General features: G+C 69.4%; 20 protein-coding genes. 6 read left to right on the top strand and 14 right to left on the bottom strand.

The window, feature by feature from the left end; translation table 11 throughout:
* Window positions 1-4: 4 nt before the first annotated feature.
* The gene (locus tag ACIBQ1_RS11070) at window positions 5-649 is read right to left on the bottom strand and encodes a lytic transglycosylase domain-containing protein (RefSeq protein ID WP_397276428.1); all 645 of its coding nucleotides are present in this window, start codon (window positions 647-649) and stop codon (window positions 5-7) included.
* A 342-nt stretch (window positions 650-991) separates the two neighbouring features.
* Here ACIBQ1_RS11070 and ACIBQ1_RS11065 point away from each other — a divergent pair, with 342 nt between their 5' ends.
* The 3 genes from ACIBQ1_RS11065 to ACIBQ1_RS11055 are packed head-to-tail and all read left to right on the top strand — an operon-like array spanning window position 992 to window position 3,578.
* A complete protein-coding gene (locus tag ACIBQ1_RS11065) occupies window positions 992-1,666 on the top strand; it encodes a response regulator (protein ID WP_397276426.1) in 675 nt (224 codons plus the stop codon).
* Complete coding sequence (locus tag ACIBQ1_RS11060; protein ID WP_397276425.1) at window positions 1,663-3,075, top strand: ATP-binding protein; 1,413 nt, start codon at window positions 1,663-1,665, stop codon at window positions 3,073-3,075. Before ACIBQ1_RS11065 ends, ACIBQ1_RS11060 begins: the two co-directional genes overlap by 4 nt.
* A complete protein-coding gene (locus tag ACIBQ1_RS11055) occupies window positions 3,072-3,578 on the top strand; it encodes a hypothetical protein (RefSeq protein WP_397276423.1) in 507 nt (168 codons plus the stop codon). Before ACIBQ1_RS11060 ends, ACIBQ1_RS11055 begins: the two co-directional genes overlap by 4 nt.
* Window positions 3,579-3,609: 31 nt before the next feature.
* On the opposite strand, the gene ACIBQ1_RS11050 is transcribed toward ACIBQ1_RS11055, so the two are convergent.
* From ACIBQ1_RS11050 to ACIBQ1_RS10995, 12 genes are all read right to left on the bottom strand, one after another.
* Window positions 3,610-4,878 (bottom strand): PhoH family protein, encoded by a 1,269-nt coding sequence (locus tag ACIBQ1_RS11050; protein ID WP_397276759.1) that lies wholly within the window; start codon window positions 4,876-4,878, stop codon window positions 3,610-3,612.
* Window positions 4,879-5,136: 258 nt separating this feature from the next.
* Window positions 5,137-5,898, bottom strand: coding sequence for an isoprenyl transferase (locus ACIBQ1_RS11045; protein ID WP_397276421.1), 762 nt, complete (start codon window positions 5,896-5,898; stop codon window positions 5,137-5,139).
* Window positions 5,899-5,949: 51 nt separating this feature from the next.
* Window positions 5,950-6,450: a hypothetical protein gene (locus ACIBQ1_RS11040; RefSeq protein WP_397276419.1), complete on the bottom strand. Its 501-nt coding sequence runs from the start codon at window positions 6,448-6,450 to the stop codon at window positions 5,950-5,952.
* A gap of 126 nt (window positions 6,451-6,576) precedes the next feature.
* The gene (locus ACIBQ1_RS11035; protein ID WP_397276418.1) at window positions 6,577-6,957 is read right to left on the bottom strand and encodes a hypothetical protein; all 381 of its coding nucleotides are present in this window, start codon (window positions 6,955-6,957) and stop codon (window positions 6,577-6,579) included.
* Entirely contained in the window at window positions 6,954-7,799 is an 846-nt protein-coding gene (locus ACIBQ1_RS11030; protein WP_397276416.1) for a DUF692 family multinuclear iron-containing protein, read from the bottom strand. The genes ACIBQ1_RS11035 and ACIBQ1_RS11030 overlap by 4 nt, the downstream gene beginning before the upstream one ends.
* Before the next feature lies 1 nt (window position 7,800).
* A complete protein-coding gene (locus ACIBQ1_RS11025) occupies window positions 7,801-8,697 on the bottom strand; it encodes a TIGR04222 domain-containing membrane protein (protein ID WP_397276414.1) in 897 nt (298 codons plus the stop codon).
* Between the two features lie 101 nt (window positions 8,698-8,798).
* A complete protein-coding gene (locus ACIBQ1_RS11020; protein ID WP_397276412.1) occupies window positions 8,799-9,785 on the bottom strand; it encodes a TIGR04222 domain-containing membrane protein in 987 nt (328 codons plus the stop codon).
* A 66-nt stretch (window positions 9,786-9,851) separates the two neighbouring features.
* A complete protein-coding gene (locus tag ACIBQ1_RS11015; RefSeq protein ID WP_397276410.1) occupies window positions 9,852-11,717 on the bottom strand; it encodes a phosphoenolpyruvate carboxykinase (GTP) in 1,866 nt (621 codons plus the stop codon).
* Window positions 11,718-11,966: 249 nt separating this feature from the next.
* Window positions 11,967-12,488, bottom strand: a complete 522-nt coding sequence (locus tag ACIBQ1_RS11010; RefSeq protein WP_397276408.1) for a hypothetical protein — start codon at window positions 12,486-12,488, stop codon at window positions 11,967-11,969.
* Window positions 12,489-12,807: 319 nt separating this feature from the next.
* Complete coding sequence (locus tag ACIBQ1_RS11005) at window positions 12,808-13,980, bottom strand: C40 family peptidase (RefSeq protein ID WP_397276405.1); 1,173 nt, start codon at window positions 13,978-13,980, stop codon at window positions 12,808-12,810.
* A 122-nt stretch (window positions 13,981-14,102) separates the two neighbouring features.
* Window positions 14,103-14,603: a transcription elongation factor GreA gene (gene greA / locus ACIBQ1_RS11000; protein WP_148437100.1), complete on the bottom strand. Its 501-nt coding sequence runs from the start codon at window positions 14,601-14,603 to the stop codon at window positions 14,103-14,105.
* Window positions 14,604-14,711: 108 nt separating this feature from the next.
* Window positions 14,712-15,131 (bottom strand): DUF4307 domain-containing protein, encoded by a 420-nt coding sequence (locus ACIBQ1_RS10995; RefSeq protein ID WP_355369472.1) that lies wholly within the window; start codon window positions 15,129-15,131, stop codon window positions 14,712-14,714.
* Between the two features lie 135 nt (window positions 15,132-15,266).
* On the opposite strand from ACIBQ1_RS10995, the gene mca reads away from it, so the two are divergent.
* Genes mca through ACIBQ1_RS10980 form a run of 3 tightly spaced genes read left to right on the top strand, consistent with a single transcriptional unit; the run spans window position 15,267 to window position 16,647 of the window.
* Entirely contained in the window at window positions 15,267-16,151 is an 885-nt protein-coding gene (gene mca / locus ACIBQ1_RS10990) for a mycothiol conjugate amidase Mca (protein WP_397276402.1), read from the top strand.
* A gap of 34 nt (window positions 16,152-16,185) precedes the next feature.
* Window positions 16,186-16,350 (top strand): hypothetical protein, encoded by a 165-nt coding sequence (locus ACIBQ1_RS10985; RefSeq protein ID WP_364844576.1) that lies wholly within the window; start codon window positions 16,186-16,188, stop codon window positions 16,348-16,350.
* Window positions 16,351-16,647 carry a GNAT family N-acetyltransferase gene (locus ACIBQ1_RS10980; RefSeq protein ID WP_397276399.1) on the top strand — a complete coding sequence of 99 codons (297 nt, stop codon included), beginning with the start codon at window positions 16,351-16,353 and terminating at the stop codon, window positions 16,645-16,647. It begins immediately after the preceding gene.
* Here ACIBQ1_RS10980 and ACIBQ1_RS10975 read toward each other — a convergent pair.
* Window positions 16,630-17,778, bottom strand: a complete 1,149-nt coding sequence (locus ACIBQ1_RS10975; RefSeq protein WP_397276758.1) for a hypothetical protein — start codon at window positions 17,776-17,778, stop codon at window positions 16,630-16,632. The genes ACIBQ1_RS10980 and ACIBQ1_RS10975 overlap by 18 nt on opposite strands.
* Window positions 17,779-17,819: the final 41 nt, after the last annotated feature.

Raw genomic sequence — 17,819 nt, 5'->3', positions numbered from 1 at the left:
CCCTCTAATACCAACCGACCGACTGTGAGTGTCCCCATGCGCCGCAGGGCGTGCCGTAGCGGCCCTTGATGTAGCCGAGGCCCCACTTGATCTGGGTCGCGGCGTTGGTCTGCCAGTCGGAGCCCGCGCTGGCCATCTTGCTGCCGGGAAGGGACTGCGGGATGCCGTACGCGCCGGAGTAGCGGTTCATCGCCCGCTCGTTCCAGCCGCTCTCCTTCTGCCAGAGCCGCTCCAGGCAGCCCCACTGGTCGTCGCCCCAGCCCATGGAGGAGAGCATGGTCTTGGCGGTGGCCTTGTTGCTGCCCGGCGAGGGGTTGCTGCCCGGCGGGAAGTTCGCGGCGGGGAACCCGTCACCGCCCGGCGCCTTCTTCGGCACCACCCAGTCGATGTCGGGGTTCTTGCCCGCGGAGGACCGGCCGTCCTTCAGCTTGTCCGCCTTGTACGCCTGCTCGGCCGCGTTCTTGAGCGCGTCGTTCTGCGGGTCGGGCGTGTAGAAGCTGCCGCTGGCGATGGAGCCCAGCTGCTCGGGCGTGAAGGGGGTGACGGCTGGCCTGTTGGCGTTCTCGATGGCGCGGAGTGCGACGAAAGTGCCTCCGCCGCCCACTACCACCAGCGAAACGACGGTGATGACCACCGCTTTCGCGCTCACGCGCCTCTTGGGCCGGCGCGCCGGGGAGAAGTCTTCCTTCTGCGGGCGCTCACTCAACTGCGGACCGGGGCTCACGAACCATGAGCTTGCCTTGTCCTGGGGGGTGGTGCGCAACCGAAACGCGAGAATCGCTTGGGACCCCGTTGGCTAACTTGCTGGTAAGCGTGGCGTTTCCGAAATAGTGTGATATTGCTCACACAAAGGACAGCTCCCCCTCGGGCGCCCGTGAACCGAAGGGAAGCCGCTTCCAGGCTGCCGCGGCTACTTTGGTGTCCCATCAGTGACATGTCACAGTTTGGTGACTTAGTTCGGGCATTCGGGACATGGAATAATAATTTGTGCGTGGCTGGCATCCTCCTGGTTGAAGACGACCCCTCGGTCCGCATGGCTCTCGAGCTGGCGCTGACCCGTCAGGGACACTCCGTCACGTCGTACGCGACGGGCGAGGAGGCATTGGACCACATCAGGGCCCGCCGCCCGGAGATCGCGATCCTCGACGTGATGCTCCCGGGGATCGACGGGGTCGAGGTGTGCCGTCGCGTACGCAAGCTCGACCAGCTCCCCGTCATCCTGCTCACGGCCCGCGGCGACGACCTGGACGTGGTGGTCGGGCTGGAGGCCGGCGCGGACGACTACGTGGTCAAGCCGGTCGAGCCCCGGGTCCTGGACGCGCGCATCCGCGCCATCCTGCGCAGGGCCGAGTCCGCCGCCTCCGATCGCATCACCTTCGGCGACCTCGTGATCGACCGGGGCGCGCTCAAGGTCATGCTGGCCGACAAGGAGATCCACCTGACGCCGACCGAGCTGCGGCTGCTGCTGGAGCTCGTACGACACCCCGGCCAGGTGCTCAACCGCCGCTACCTGCTGCGCGAGGTGTGGGACCACACGCACATCGCCGACTCCCGGCTGGTGGACGCCTGCGTGCAGCGGATCCGGGCCAAGATCGAGCCGAAGCCGGCCGAGCCCGTGTTCATCCACACGGTGCGCGGGTTCGGCTACCGCTTCAGCCCTCCGTGATCCCCCTGCCCACCGGGCTGCGCGCCCGCCTCGTCATCACGTTCACGCTGGTCGCCGTCACCGCCTCGCTGCTGGTCGCCACCATCGGCTTCGAGCTGGCCAAGACCGCGCTCGTGACCCGCGAGGAGAACACCTCGCTCGACCTCGTGATCAGAGAGCTGGGGAGCATCACCTTCCCCGTCGGCAAGCTCGCGGCCGGCGAGGCCGCGCCGACCATCAAGGAGCTGGACCGCGTCGCCGCCGGGCTCAGCGGGCCGGGCCGCAGCGTGATCGTCGAGTACGGCGGCCTGGTCTCCCTCGAAGGCTCCATGACCATGAGCGACGTGCCCAACGAGCTCTACGGCCGGGCCAAGCAGAGCGTGGTCACCCAGCGCAAGGTCATCCGCAACGAGCTCTGGCTCATCATCGGCGCCGAGGTCTATCGCGACTTCGACGGCACGCCCGAGGCCACGGGGCTGCGCGCGTTCGTGTTCTTCCCGATGCGGGGCGACGAGAACCAGCTCAACACGCTCAGGACCACGCTCGCCCAGGCCGGCGCCGCCATCGTGCTGATCGCGCTGGTCGTGGCGCTGCTGTCGGCCAGGCAGGTGCTGCTGCCGGTCCGGCGGCTCAGCGCCGCCGCGCAGGCGCTCGGCCAGGGCCGGCTGGACACGCGCCTGCCCGTCCACGGGCAGGACGAGCTGGCCGAGCTGACCGCCCGCTTCAACGACGCGGCCGCGGCGCTGGAGCTGAGCGTGTCCGAGCTGCGCTCGCTGGAGGCCATGTCGCGCAGGTTCGTGGCGGACGTCTCGCACGAGCTGCGCACGCCCCTGACCGCCATGACGGCCGTGGCCGACATGCTCTCCGAGGAGGCGGGCCGGCTGCCGGAGGCGCCGGCCGAGGCCGTCCGGCTGGTGCTCAGGGAGATCGAGCGCCTGCGCGAGCTGGTCGAGCACCTCATCGAGATCAGCCGCTTCGACGCGGGCACGGCCACGCTCAACGTCGAGCCGGTGAACGTGGCCGACGCCATCGCGGACTGCCTGGAGGTACGCGGCTGGAGCGACCAGGTGCAGGTGAAGGCGTCCCAGGGCTTGACGGTGAACCTCGACCCGAGGAGGTTCGACGTCATCGTGGCCAACCTGGTCGGCAACGCGCTCAAGCATGGGCAGCCCCCGATCATGGTGAGCGCCAGGGGCACCGAGAACGGCCTGGAGGTGAAGGTGCGCGACCACGGCAAGGGCATACCGCGCGAGGCGCTGCCGCACGTCTTCGACCGATTCTTCAAGGCCGGCGCGGGCCGGGCCCGCAGTCAGGGCAGCGGCCTCGGCCTCGCCATCGCCAGAGCGAACGTCCACCTCCACGGCGGCACGATCTCCGTACGCCTGCAGAATCCCGGCACGCTCTTCACGGTCTGGCTGCCACACTCATGACCGCTGTCCGCGCTCTCGCGCTCGTCCTCCTGCTCGCCCTGACGGCCTGCGGCATCTCGCCCACGGACGTCCAGGACCGGGGCAACGCGCCCACCATCAAGATCCCGCCGCCGTCCAAGACGATCTTCCTGATCAGGAACGGCAAGCTCGCCCTGGAAGCGGCCGACGTCGAGAACGAGACCGTCGCCAGCCTGCTCAGCGCGCTGTTCGCGGCCTCCTCGGAGCCTCTCGACGGCGGGCGGGACACCGCGCTGCGCGGGTTCACGTACCTGGGGATCAAGGACTCGCTGAACCCCGTGCAGCGGGACGAGGTCCAGCTCCCGCGCACCTCGACGCTGACCGTCTACATCAGGGGCGACGGCACGCTCACCAAACTCGGCCTGGCGCAGATCGTCTGCACGGCCCAGCAGGACGCGGCGTACGAGATGGTGAAGGTCATCCGGGACAACGCGAACCGCCCCTCCAAGTCGGAGGGGCAGCACACCTGCGGCGAACTCAAGTGATCATGGTGGGCCGCGTCCGGCGGCCCACCGCCTACATCGTGATGTCCTCGAGCATCTCCGTCACCAGCGCCGCGATCGGCGAGCGCTCCGACCTGGTCAGCGTGACGTGCGCGAAGAGCGGGTGGCCCTTGAGCTTCTCCACCACCGCCACCACGCCGTCGTGCCGGCCGACGCGGAGGTTGTCGCGCTGGGCCACGTCGTGGGTGAGCACGACCCGCGAGTTGGCGCCGATCCGGCTCAGCACGGTCAGCAGCACCCCGCGCTCCAGCGACTGGGCCTCGTCCACGATCACGAACGCGTCGTGCAGCGACCGGCCTCGTATGTGCGTCAGCGGGAGCACCTCCAGCATGCCCCTGTCGAGCACCTCCTCGATCACCTCGGGCGAGGTGATCGCGCCCAGCGTGTCGTAGACCGCCTGCGCCCACGGGCCCATCTTCTCGCCCTCGGTGCCCGGCAGGTAGCCGAGCTCCTGGCCGCCCACGGCGTACAGGGGGCGGAAGACGACCACCTTGCGGTGCTGGCGGCGCTCCAGGACCGCCTCCAGGCCCGCGCAGAGCGCGAGCGCCGACTTGCCGGTGCCGGCCCGGCCGCCCAGCGAGACGATGCCGATCTCCGGGTCCATCAGCAGGTCGAGCGCGATGCGCTGCTCGGCGGAGCGGCCGTGCAGGCCGAACACCTCGCGGTCGCCGCGGACGAGCTTCACCGACTTGTCCGGCTGCACCCTGCCGAGCGCCGAGCCCTTGGCCGACAGCAGCCGCAGGCCGGTGTGCGCCGGCAGGTCCCTGACCTCCTCGAGGTCGGCGCTGCCCTGGTCGAAGAGCGTCTCGACGTCCTCCGCGGTCACCTGGACCTCGGCCATACCCGTCCAGCCCGACTCGTGTACGAGCTCGGCGCGGTATTCCTCGGCCGCCAGGCCGATCGAGGCCGCCTTGACGCGCAGCGGCAGGTCCTTGGACACCAGGACCACGTCGCAGCCCTCCGCGGCCAGCGAGCGGGCCACGGTCAGGATGCGGGTGTCGTTGTCACCCAGGCGGAACCCGACGGGCAGGATCGACGGATCGCTGTGATTGAGCTCAACCCTGATCGTGCCGTCCCCTGTCGGCATCGCCTCGTCGAGCCTGCCGTACTGGATCCGCAGGTCGTCGAGGTAGCGCAGGGCCTTCCTGGCGAAGTAGCCGAGCTCGGGATGATGCCGCTTCCCCTCCAGCTCGGTGATGACCACGATGGGAAGAACCACGTCGTGCTCGGCGAAGCGGGTCATTGCCGCCGGGTCGGCTAGCAGGACCGACGTGTCCAGCACGTACGTGCGCTTGGCCGACAGGTGAGTAGGGTTGCTCGAGGACACTGCCACACGTTCTCCCCCGGGCGCCCATAAGCGCGAGCGCCCTGCAGACGAGGCGGGATTCGGACCGGTCCCACATCCCCGACCGCGAGCTGCCGTCGGCGCCGGGTACCGGCCCCCCTCGGCAGATCTTGGTGCAAAGGCGGGCCCTCTCCGAAATGTCCGGCCTGCGGTCGGACATTTACTACGTTACGTTCTGAATGCCCCGTTGTCGCGTCATGAACCGTAACGTCGGTGTCTCGCAGCGTAGTCGCGCAGCGCCCGCAGGAAGTCAACCCTGCGGAAGTCAGGCCAGTAGGCCTCGTGGAAGTAGAACTCTGAGTGAGCGCTCTGCCAGAGCATGAAGCCGGACAGGCGCTGCTCGCCCGAGGTCCGGATGAGGAGGTCCGGGTCGGGTTGGCCGCGAGTGTAGAGATGCTCCGCGATGTGCTCCACATCGAGCACCTCAACGAGGTCCTCGATGCTCGCCCCTTTGCTCGCTTGCTCCTGGAGCAGTGAGCGCACCGCATCGGCAATCTCACGCCTTCCTCCATACCCAACTGCAACGTTCACAATCAGGCCCGGACGGTGTGATGATGCTTCCTTTGCGTTTTTTAGGACATTCGCCGTTCGGTCTGGCAGCAGATCCAGCGCGCCGACGGGGCTGATCCGCCAGCCCTCGTCCACCAGCTCCTGCGTCACGTCCTCGATGATGCGCAGCAGGGGCTCCAGCTCTTCCTTCGGCCGGTTGAGGTTGTCGTTGGACAACATCCAGACGGTGACGACCTCGACGCCCGTCTCGCGGCACCAGCCGAGCAGCTCCGAGATCTTGTCCGCGCCCTTGCGATGGCCGGTGGCGACGTCACGCATGCCCATCGCACGTGCCCAGCGGCGGTTGCCGTCGATGATCACCCCGACGTGCCGGGGGATGATGTCCTTCGACAGCTTGGACTCCAGCCGGTGCTCATACAGCCGGTAGACCAGATCGCGCAGGCCCACGGAGTGCCTCCCCAGCGGTTGCCTTCGGTCGCATGACCCAACAGGCAATTATCACCGCGAATCGCCCGTGCCTGCTCCCTCTAGTGGATTCCTCGCCAGATCTCTACCTTCTAGACATCCTTCCGCCTCATCCACGAGGCTCCGGACGAACACCGACAGCTCCGACGACGTCAGCACCGCCCGCATGCCCACGCCCGTCGAGCCCCACGCCTCCACGTACGCCCTTCTGGTCAGCCGCCACTCGCCCTCGGCGGCCTGCCACACGGGGATGGTCCTGAGCTGGCAGCGCAGCTCCCCACCGCCCACCAGGCCCGCCCTGGTGCGGTAGCGGAAGGAGAACAGCTCGCTGTCCGGCTCCTCGTCGGGGAACCTGTCGTCGGGGTCCGTCCACCGCTTGGCCGCTCCCCGTCCCCGGCGGGCCTCGTCCACGCCGCGCGCCAGGCGCGCGAGCAGCCAGCCGCACCGCTCCCCGACGCTCCCGTACGGCGTGCCGTCGCGATGCAGCTCAAGGGTGACCTCGTACGGCGTGCCGACGCTGTCCTTGCATGCCACTGGTGTGACGGTCAGATAAGACCCGTCGACGCAACGCAATCCCCCCATTCTCTGACGGTTTCCGGCCGAATGTCGGTTAAACCGGCTATGCCGGATCCGCCCCTGGCCAGATGTGGCCAGAGGGAGTCACGGGAGAAAACGAGACCACCAGCGGGGTTTGCGCGGCGGGCCGGGCATGCGACCGCGCTCGCGCAGCCAGTCGGCGAAGTCGTTCGCGTCGGTGCGGTAGTTGGGCGGGGGCTCGCCGCGGGAGCGCGCGTAGGCGGCGAACTCCGCGGCCAGGTCGGGGCCCGCCGCGGCGGCGGCGTCGGGCCGTATCCTGGCCACGATGCCGCGCCGCTTGGCGACCAGGCTCGACGCCTGCGCCCGCATCCGCTCCGGGTCGAACCCCTGGGGCGCCGGGGCCCCGGCGACGAGCGCGGCCACCACGTGCCCCTGCGCCTCGGCCAGCCGCCGCCGGGCCTCCCCCAGCCCCTCGTCGTCCGCCGTCCCCCGCCGGTCGGTCATCCGGGCTCCCGGGCCGCGGACATCGCCGTGCGGATCCTGGCCAGCTCGCTCTCCAGGGCGGCGTCGCTCGGGTAGTCGTCGTCCCACTCCAGCAGCGCGCCCGGCGGGGTGGCGCGGGCGCACAGCTCCGTGAGCAGGTCGAGCACCGGCTCCGGCGCGAAGGCGGTGTGCGTGTCGTGCCAGATGCCGTGGTGCTCCTCCCCGCCGGCCACATGGACGTACGCGAGGTGTTCGAGCGGCAGCGCGTCGAGCGCGTCCGTGGCCGACAACCCCAGGTTGAACTGGTTGGTGTAGAGGTTGGCCACGTCGATCAGCAGCCCGACCCCGGTCCGCTCGACCAGTTCGGCGAGGAACTGGGCCTCGGTCAGCTCGTCGTCCGGCCAGCCGAAGATGGCCGCGACGTTCTCCAGGGCGAGCGGCACCGGCAGCGCGTCCTGCGCCCTGCGTACGTTCTCGGTGATGACCCGCAGGGAATCGCGGGTGCGCGGCACCGGCAACAGGTGCCCGACCTCGATGCCGCCGCCCCGTACGAACGCCAGGTGCTCGCTGACCAGCGGCGAGTCCAGCGCCTCCGCGCAGGCGGCCAGGTGGGCGAGCCGGGCCGGGGAGGGCGGCTCGGCGCCGCCGACGCCGAGCGACACCCCGTGCGGGATCACCGGCAGGCCCCTGGCCCGCAGCACGCGTAACGACTCGGGGAGGTCGGCGGGCTTGATGTTCTCGGCGACGACTTCCAGGAAGTCGACGCCGGGCATCCGCTCGATGGACAGGTCCAGCTCGGCCCGCCAGCCGATCCCCACCCCCAGCTCGCCCCCGGCACGCTGCCCGGCTCCCGGCTCGGCCATGTCAGCTTCCTCCTCCTCCGCAGCCACCGCCGCCGCAGCCGCTGCCGCCGCCACAGCCCGACGAGCCGCCGCCGCAGCCGTGGTGGGACACCCCGCCGCAGCCGCCGCCGCTGCTGTATCCGCCACCGTACGTGGACTGCCGCCTGGGCCGGCGGGCCGCCCGCAGGTCGGCCTTCAGCTGCGCGCCCGGGCCGTACAGCGCGACGTGCGTCCGCCCGTCCCCCGAGCCCAGCGGGCACGTCTTCCTGGCGTTGCCCAGCCGCTCCACCCCGTGGGCGGTGAGCGCGTCGCGGCGGGACCTCCTGCGGTTGCGGATCACGCCGGCCGCGCCCGCGCCGGTGATCGCCAGGGCGATCAGCGAGATCATCAGGAGCGGCTTCGTACCCTCGGTGAGCACGGTGACCACGGCCGCCACGGCCCCCGCGAAGGCCAGTGCCGACACCACCTGGAGCCCGGCGGCCAGCCGGTCGAGCCGCCTGGCGCGGTCGACGGGCAGGACCAGGCCGACGTCCGTGAGATGGCGCTTGAGCCCGTCCATGGCCAGGCTCCTGCGTACCTCGATCTTGAGCGCGGATGCCGGGAGCCCGGAACGTTCGGCGACGGTGGCCAGCGTCGCCTGCTCGATGGGGTCCCGCGACACCGACGGCGCGTGGACGCTGTGCACGTGCCCCCCGCGTGACACGCGCAGATCTCCCGAGCCGGTCAGGAGCGCGATGGCCGTGCCGGCCACCTGCTCGGGGCCGCCCGCCAGATAGGCGAGCTCGTAATGGCCCAATTTCTGGCCCAGGGCGCGAGTACGGGACGTCGCCGGGACGGCGTGCTCGCGTTTGAATGCGGAGGCGGTGGTGAGGGCTATCGCCGCCAGAGCCACCGAAAGGATCAGCAGGAACAGGTCCATTTAGGCCTCCCTCCGTACAGCCGGATCAGGCTGGTTATCGGAAGGACGCGTAAGGCAGAGGTAAAGGTTTCGTTCTGCTCATTTAGATTATTCGAATTTCGTCAGCTGCTTCCTCCGCCGCAGCTCGAACCGCCACCCCCGCAACTCGAACCACTACCGCAACTCGACGAGCTCCCACCGCAACTCGACGATCCGCCGCCGAAGTCCATGCCGCCGAAGCCGCCGGAGGAGTCGCCGCCGAACGTCGTGCCGTCGCCTCCGCCGTACGTCCCGCAGGCGCCGGCGCAGTCGCCTCCCGGGTCGCCGGCCGAGAGCTCGTCGCACAGGCTCTGGTCCCCGGCGTCCTGCAGCCCGTACAGCGCGACGGGTATCCCGACCGCCAGGGCCAGGGAGCTCTGGTCGTGCGCGCCCCTCGGGTGGTGGCCGCGAGCCGACAGCAGGACCGCGCGCCCCTCCTTGGTGAGGACGTTCCGCAGCCTGCGGCGCTGCCGGGCGAGCGCGGCGAGCCCCGAGACGACCGCGATCACGGTGAAGAACAGCACCCCGAGGAAGATCGGCTCCTTGGCCGCCAGCCCGGCGGCCGCCAGCGCGACCACCAGCAGCGCGAACCCGCCCGCCACGGCCACGGCCGCCTTCTGCAGCTTCCTGCGCCGCCACGCCGTCCCGAACGCCTCCTCCGGCACGATCAGGCCGCGTGCCCGGAGGCCGCCGGCCAGCCCGGCCAGCGCCGGATGCGCCTCCAGCTCCCGCCGCAGCTCGCCGGCCCGGTAACCGCCCGGCCTGGCGGCCAGCGCGTCCAGCACGGCCTGCTCGATCGGCACCGGCGAGGGCCGCGCGCCGCGGACGGCGGTGACCTGCGACCCCCGTGACACGCGAACGGCGCCGGCCCTCGCGAGGACGGCCAGCGCCGTGTTGATGGCCCGCCGGGGCCCGCCGGACAGATAGGCCAGCTCGTAGTGGGACAGGTCATGCCCGGCGCCCGTGGGCTCCGGCTCGCTGACGCGCCTGCGCTCGCGCTCGACGCTCTGTTCCGCCACGTTGACCAGGAAAACCACGCCCAGCGCGGCGAAGAGCAGGAAGTAGTCCACGGCGGCCCCTCCTAGCGGTACGGCAGTCCGTCAAGTTAGACGGAGCCGCCGTACCGCACAAGGGGGTCAGCCGAGCCGATCCAGCAGAGCGTTGTACTCGTCCCACAGTTCCTTCGGCAGATGCGAGCCGAACTTGTCGAAGTGGGCCGGGATCAGCGACGCCTCCTCGCGCCACACTTCCTTGTCGACGGACAGGAGCGTGCGCAGGTCCTCCTCACTCAGGTCCAGGCCCTTGGTGTCGAGGTCGGCCGGCAGCAGGCCGATCGCCGTCGGCACGGCCTTGGCCTCGCCGTTGAGCCGGTCGACGATCCACTTGAGCACGCGGCTGTTCTCGCCGAAGCCCGGCCAGACGAACTTGCCCTCGGCGTTCTTGCGGAACCAGTTGACGTAGTAGATCCGCGGGAGCTCGGCGCCCTTGCGGCGGCCGATCTCCAGCCAGTGGTCGAAGTAGTCGCCCATGTTGTAGCCGCAGAACGGCAGCATGGCGAACGGGTCGTGGCGCAGCTCGCCCACCTTGCCCTCGGCCGCGGCGGTCTTCTCGGAGGCGACGTTGGCTCCGAGAAAGACGCCGTGCTCCCAGCTCAGCGACTCCGTGACCAGCGGCACCGCGGTGGCGCGGCGACCGCCGAACAAGATCGCTGAGATGGGCACGCCCTTGGGGTCCTGCCACTCGGGTGCGATGGTCGGGCACTGAGCGGCGGGAGTGGTGAAGCGGGCGTTCGGGTGGGCGGCGGGCTCACCGCTCTCGGGCGTCCAGGAACGCCCCTTCCAGTCGGTCAGGTGCGCCGGCGGCTCCTCGGTCAGCCCCTCCCACCACACGTCGCCGTCGTCGGTGAGCGCGACGTTGGTGAAGATGCTGTTGCCCCAGAGCGTCCTGATCGCGTTGGCGTTGGTCACCTGGCCGGTGCCGGGCGCGACGCCGAAGAAGCCGGCCTCCGGGTTGATCGCGTACAGGCGGCCGTCGTCGCCGAAGCGCATCCAGGCGATGTCGTCGCCGATCGTCTCGACCTTCCAGCCCGGGATCGTGGGCTGGAGCATGGCGAGGTTGGTCTTGCCGCAGGCGCTCGGGAAGGCGGCCGCGATGTAGCGGGTCTCGCCGGACGGCGGCGTGAGCTTGAGGATCAGCATGTGCTCGGCCATCCAGCCCTCGTCGCGGGCCATGGCGCTGGCGATGCGCAGCGCGTAGCACTTCTTGCCGAGCAGGGCGTTGCCGCCGTAGCCGGAGCCGTACGACCAGATCTCGCGGGTCTCCGGGAAGTGGCTGATGTACTTGGTCGAGCTGCACGGCCACGGCACGTCCTGCTGACCGTGGGCCAGCGGCGCCCCGACGGAGTGCACCGCCTTGACGAACTCGCCGTGTTGATGGTCGCGCTTGCTGCGGCCTCCGTCGGCTTGTCCCTCGCTCTCTCCGGCCTTTCGCGCCGCTCCGCGCTTCTCGATCAGGCGAAGAGCCTTCTCCCCCATCCTCGTCATGATCCGCATGGAGACGGCGACGTACGGGGAGTCGGTGATCTCGACGCCGAGCTGCGAGATCTCGCCGCCGAGCGGGCCCATGCAGAACGGCACGACGTACATCGTGCGGCCGCGCATGCAGCCCTTGAAGAGCTGCCCGAACGTCCGGCGCATCTCGTCGGGCGCGATCCAGTTGTTGGTCGGCCCCGCGTCCTCCTCGTGCTCGGAGCAGATGAAGGTGCGGTCCTCCACCCGGGCCACGTCGCTGGGGTCGGACTTGGCGTAGAAGCTGTTGGGCCGGGCGGCGAGTCGCGTGAACGTCCCCTGATCCACGAGAAGGTTGGTCAGGCGCGTCCACTCCTCCTCGGACCCGTCGCACCACTCGATCCGGTCTGGCTGGGTCAGGGCGGCGATCTCGTTCACCCACGCGGCCAATTCGCTATTGCTGGTCGGTGCGGGCACTTCCACGGAAACGGACACGACTGCGACTCCTCCACTCTCTCAGGGCCCAGTCATCATTAACGACGAAGCGGCATGAAAGCCAATTGGCATAGACCTGTTGGCTTTGCCCGTCGTCGCAGGCAGGGACCCTGACGATTGGTGGAGCCTACCCAGCCCGAGCAGATTTAAAAGAGAATTAACATGCAGTGGTCCAGTCCAATTCGCCTGGTCTAAACCAATTTCCCAAGTGGTTTAGTCCATTTCCGCGCCCGTTTCCGCTGCGTGGTCTCAGGAATTGACATCGGGCCCCGCGGAGCGAACGCGGTCGACATGCTGCAGCGCGTCCCGCAGGTCGGCCAGCCACGTGTCGGTGTGCTTCCCGACCAGACGCACGCACCAGGCGAGCGCGTCACTGCGACTCCTGGCCACCCCTGCGGCCACGAGCGTGTCCAGTACCTGCCGCTCCGTCTGGCGCAACCGGGTCATCACGGGCACGGACAGTGTGGTGAACATCACAGTCTCGCCGCCGCAGACCACGCCCCAGGACACCTTCTGCCGGAACTTCCGCTCGGCCTCCCGGGCGATCTCGATCCGCCGCTCGCGCGTCTCCTCCCTGAACCTCCTGGCCAGCCCCTCGATCAAGGCGGCCCGCTCGGCCTCGGGCACGTCGTCCGGGAGGTCGGGGAGCGTGCCCAGCACCGCGATCTCCTCGCGGTCCCTGACGATCTCGGGCGCACCGGTGAACCAACCTTCGGGCAGCCGCCCGGTGAACCAGCCGTGAATCTGCGCGGTGTCGTCGTCTGTTGCCATGTAATCACCATTACATAGTTGCAGGCTAAATGCACGCGTTGGAGGCCGCGTTTGAACTCCCCTCCACCCTCTCTGACCTCAGCTCCTGCCTCCCGCCACACCCGCCTCTGCGCCCTCGCACCGAGTCGGCACGCCTGCGCAGTGTGCCTGCGCGGAGGCGTGGCGGCGCGCTGTGGAGGCGCGCTACGGACCACCCGCCCGGCGGTGAAGGGCGATCGGCGCAGGGGCGCGGTACGTGGGGCGCACGATCGTGCATCGCATCGGTGGCGTGCGGCGCCGAAGGGACGTGTGACGGACGCGGCGGGGTGGGACTGCGGGGTCAGCGGACCTTGGCGGCCACGGTCGGGCTCACGCGGATGACGCCCGCCAGGTTGCGGGTGTGCACCGGTGAGATCTTGACGACGTCACCCGTGCGCGGCGCCTGGATCATCTTCCCGTCACCCCAATAAATCGCCACATGGGAGATGTAGTCGGGATTGGTCGGGTCAAGGCGCCAGAAGATCAGATCGCCCGGCTGCGCCTGCGAGAAGGGAACCTGCTGCCCGGTCACCCACTGCTGGTGCGTCACCCGAGGCATCCGCACCCCCGCCTGGGCGAAGGCCCACTGGACCAGGCCCGAGCAGTCGAAGGTTTCCGGCCCCTCGGCCCCCCACACGTACGGCCGGCCGAGCTTGGAGGCGGCGGCCTTGAGCGCCACGGTGACCTGCTCGCCCGTCATGAACGACCCCGTGGTCCAGGTACGGGTCGGGGTCTGCGGCTGCGGGAGCACCGGGTTTACCATGGCCACCTGCGTGCCCTTGGGCAGCCGCTTGAGGATGGCCTTGCGCAGCACGTCGGAGTTGGTGTCGGGGGCGCTCACGATGAGCGCGTTGTCGTGCGGCAGCCCCAAGATCCGCCCCACGTTCTTGGACACGACGGCGTCCACCGCGCCGAACCCGGTGGTGGCGTACGCGCCGATCCGCAGCGTCCCGGCCGGGCTCGCCACCCTCCGGTGCAGCGCGAGCCCACCGTCGTTGCCGAGCACGAACGACACCGCCACGTCGCCGGCCGCGACGTTCTGCCACAGCGCGTCGGACGAAGCGGTCACCTTGGGCGTGTACGAGCGGAAGGTGGACGGATTGACCGCCAGCGTCTGCACCCGCTTGTCGTCGAGCATGACCGACGCCGCGTCGGCCAACTCCAGCGCCCGCACCCCGCGCAGCTTGGCCACCTTCCGTAACAACTCGTTGGTGAACGGCTTGCGGGTCAGCACGAACAGGTTGGGCTTGTGCAGCTTCTTCAGCGGCTCCACGGGCTGGATCGTGGTGGCGGGCGGCTGTTGCGGCTGCCCCTGCTGCTGGCCCTGCTGCCGTTGCGGCCGGCGCTGCTGCGCCAGTGGCGTCTGCTCGGGCGCGTCCTGGGCGCGTACGAGCCCGACCTCCTGGCCCGATCGAGCCAGCAGCAGCACGTCGGCGGTCAGCACCGCGACCAGCGCCACCACGATGAACGGCACCAGCTTGTACGTGTTGCGCCGCCTACGAGAGTTGACCAGGAAGCTGAGGTCCTGCCGGATCCCGGAGGCACGCGAAAAATCCGCCGGGCCGACGTGGGCCCGGCGGTCGTCCTGCGGGGGTGTCAGTTGCCGATGTACGGCACTGCCTCAAGGATCTCGACCGTGTTCTGGCGGCCGTTGGGCATGGAATAGGTCGCCTTCTCCCCGATCTTCTTGCCGTTGATCGCCGCACCCAGCGGGGACTTCGGCGAGTAGACGTCGATCGGGGCTCCGCTCTCTTCGCGGGAGGCGAGCAGGAAGGTGACCTCGTCGTCGTCGCCGACGAACCGGATGGTCACGGTCATGCCGGGGCCCACCACGCCCTCGGCCTTGGGGGCCTCTCCCACCTGGGCGTTGTCGAGGATCTGCCGGAGGTGGAAGATCCGGGCCTCCATCTTGCCCTGCTCGTCCTTGGCGGCGTGGTAGCCGCCGTTCTCACGCAGGTCGCCCTCTTCGCGGGCGGCTTCGATCTTCTTGGCGATGTCGACGCGCCCGGGGCCAGAGAGATATTCGTACTCCGCCTTCAGGCGGTCGTACGCCTCCTGCGTCAGCCATGTGACGTTCTCATCGCGAGAGTCGGCCACGGGTTCTCCTTGCTTGCCTAGGGGGCCCTGAGGTCACTTGAGGTTACGTGTGGTTGAATTGCGAAAGGCTAACAAGTCAACAGCTCCAACGCTTCCCCAAATGTCTCACTATACGAGATTGCAGTACTGGATGTGGACGGAAGTGGCCTGACCACTCGTGTCGAGGCTCTCCTTGATCTGCTTACTACCCCCGCCAGCCGAGATTCTTACTTCCTTGCTGCCCACTTCCGCGTGATAGACGTCCAGCGCCCTGATCCGGCAGACGGCCACCCTATCGTCTGGCTTGTACACCTCAAAGGTGATCTCCGCGCGATTCGCGCTCACGACGTTGAACGTCACCACCTGCGACGGCGCCTCCGAGCCGCCCGGCGTCATCGACCACATCACGTAGCCCCAGCCACCCGCGATGATGGCCACCAGCACGCCGATCACGACGTGGACGACCAACCGGCCGCCTCGTCTGGGGCGATCGGGAAAGTCGTCGGGTGTGCCGAGAACTGGCTGGTTCTCGACATCTCTGGTCGCCATGGCGGAATCTCCCTGCACTCCCTGAGCGTTATCCGAGACAATTGTCGCCCGCGGGGGGTGTGCCCTCGCGACCGCCCAGCAGAAACTAGCCTCTCTGGGCGAGTGACCGGTCCCTACTGAGGAGACATCGAGCCCGTGAGTGCACCGCTGAGGCTGATGGCCGTCCACGCCCACCCCGATGACGAGTCGAGCAAGGGCGCCGCCACGATGGCGCGTTACGTGCGCGAAGGCGTGGAAGTGCTGGTCTGTACGCTCACGGGCGGTGAGCGGGGCTCCGTGCTCAACCCCAAGATGGACCGGCCCGAGATCGTGGCGAACATCGCCGCGGTGCGCAAGGCCGAGATGGACCGGGCCCGCGAGATCCTTGGCGTGCGGCAGCGTTTCATGGGCTTCGTCGACTCCGGGCTCCCGGAGAACGAGGACGAGGCGCTGCCCGAGGGTTGCTTCGCCTTGCAGAAACTGGAGGACGCCTCGGCGCCGCTGGTGGCGGCCGTGCGGGAGTTCAGGCCGCACGTGATCATCACGTACGACGACGACGGCGGCTACCCGCACCCCGACCACATCATGACCAACAAGGTCTCGGTGGAGGCCTTCGAGGCGGCCGGCGACCCCGACCGCTACCCAGGCGCGGGCGACCCGTGGCAGCCGCTGAAGCTCTACTACCAGATGGGCTTCACCAAGGAGCGCTTCGAGGCGCTGCACGAGGCGATGACCGCGCGCGGCCTCGGCTCGCCGTACGCCGACTGGATCTCCCGCTGGGAGGACCGCCCGGCCAAGTGGCCGGTGACCACGCGGGTGCCGTGCGGCGACTACTTCGAGATCCGCGACCAGGCCCTGATCGCCCACGCCACCCAGATCGACCCCGACAGCTGGTGGTTCGTCTGCCCGCGCGAGCTGCAGCAGGAGATCTGGCCGACCGAGGACTACCACCTGGCGCGCTCGCTGGTGGACACGGACCTGCCGGAGGACGACCTGTTCGCGGGCATCCACGCCGAGGACGTCTCCCCCGCCTGCCACTGACGGGACCACGCTCCCCCAGTGGCAGACTGGAGCTGTGAACGTTCTAGCAGCAGGTGATGTGAGTCCGGGCCTGCTCGGCTTCGTCGTCGTGGCTTTCCTCGGCTTTGCTCTGTACTTTCTGATCAAGTCGATGAACAAGCAGATGTCGAAGATCCAGGTCCCCCATGAGGGCGACGTGGACGATAAGAAGGCCGAGTAGATGCCGATCGAAGTTGTCGACAACTCGACGGAAAACCGGTTCGAGGTGCTGGTGGACGGCAAGGTGGCCGGGTTCGCCGACTACCGGCTGCTGCCCACCAAGATCGTCTTCACGCACACCGAGGTGCTGCCCGCGTACGAGGGGCAGGGGCTGGCGAGCAAGCTGGTCGCGTTCGCGCTCCAGGCGAGCGCCGACACCGGCCTGCGCGTCGTGCCGCTCTGCCCCTACGTGGCGAAGTACATCGAGCGCCACCCCGAGTTCCAGGGCCTGGTCGACGGCTCATTCGGCAGCGGGTGACCAGGCGCGTTCCAGCGCCTTCGGCAGGCCCCACCAGCCCAGCGGGGTGAGCACCTCGTCCCGGTCCACGATGCCGAGGTGGCCCCACAGGCTCACCACCGACCCGAACAGCGCCTCGGTCGCGTTGAGATCGTCGACGACCTGATCGTCGACGTCGATGTCCTCCGACTCGGAGATCAGCCGTGCCATCCGCTCGGGCGAGGCCAGCACCCCCGGGCCCAGCCTCGCCAGCGCCGCCACCCCGGCCAGCCAGTCGGCGTGCTGGATCGCGCAGAGGTTGGCCAGCGTCGCGTCCTCCAGGCTGAGCTCCCCGTCGAGATCGATGAACTCCTCCAGCACGTCCCCGCTCTCCGACAGGTCCGAGATCGGCCCCGCGATGCCCGCCACCACCGCCAGCCACAGCTCGCCGTCGTCGTCCGGCATCGGGCCGTCGTCGAACCCGGCGCAGGCCCGCAGCACGTTGGCCGGGTAGCCGGGCAGGGCGAGCAGCGCGCGCAGGCGCGCCCCCGCCGTCTCCAGCTCGCCGGCGGGCAGCTCGGGCTGCTTGGGCAGGCCGCCGACGATCCGCCGCAGCTCCGACAGCGCGAACGCCTCCTCCTCGTCCCAGGCCGCGAACGACTCCTCGTCCTGCTCGTCGTTCACCGCGAACCCCGGCACCCTGCCGTCGGGCAGCGGCGTGCTGAGCCAGTGCTCCTGCAGCTCCTCGTACGCGCGGCGGGCCCCTTGGTCGCCCGCCGCCAGCGCGTCGGGGTCGATCTCGCCGGACTCGACCCGTTCCTCCAGGTATGCAACCATCCGCGCGAACATCTCCGTCGCCACGGGCCCGCGCTCGTCCTCCTCCGGCCAGACGAAGTAGCTGGGCGTCATGAGGATCGGCTCGGTGCCGGTGGACTCGACCCAGCGCTGCACGTCGCCGACCGTGGCGACACCCGACTCGATCGAGCTGAGCGTGGCCTTGGTGGACTCCCAGAACTGGCGGGAGAGGGGGTTGCCCGCCGCCATCATCGCGCGCCGCAGGTCGGGCAGCGCCACCAGCGCCACCCCTGACGGGACGGCGAGCAGCGCGCGTGCCACGTCTCTACGGGTGATGGCGCCGACGGGGCGGTCGGCGTGCGCGCAGACGAAGTCCATATCCACGCCCCGTAACCTACGCTGTCCCAGCCACCCAAGTC

This window comes from Nonomuraea sp. NPDC050153 (assembly GCF_044460125.1).
In the GTDB taxonomy this organism is placed as follows: Bacteria; Actinomycetota; Actinomycetes; order Streptosporangiales; family Streptosporangiaceae; genus Nonomuraea.
The sequence above is the reverse complement of the archived record's forward strand: the minus strand, read 5'-3'. Positions and strand labels throughout refer to the sequence as shown.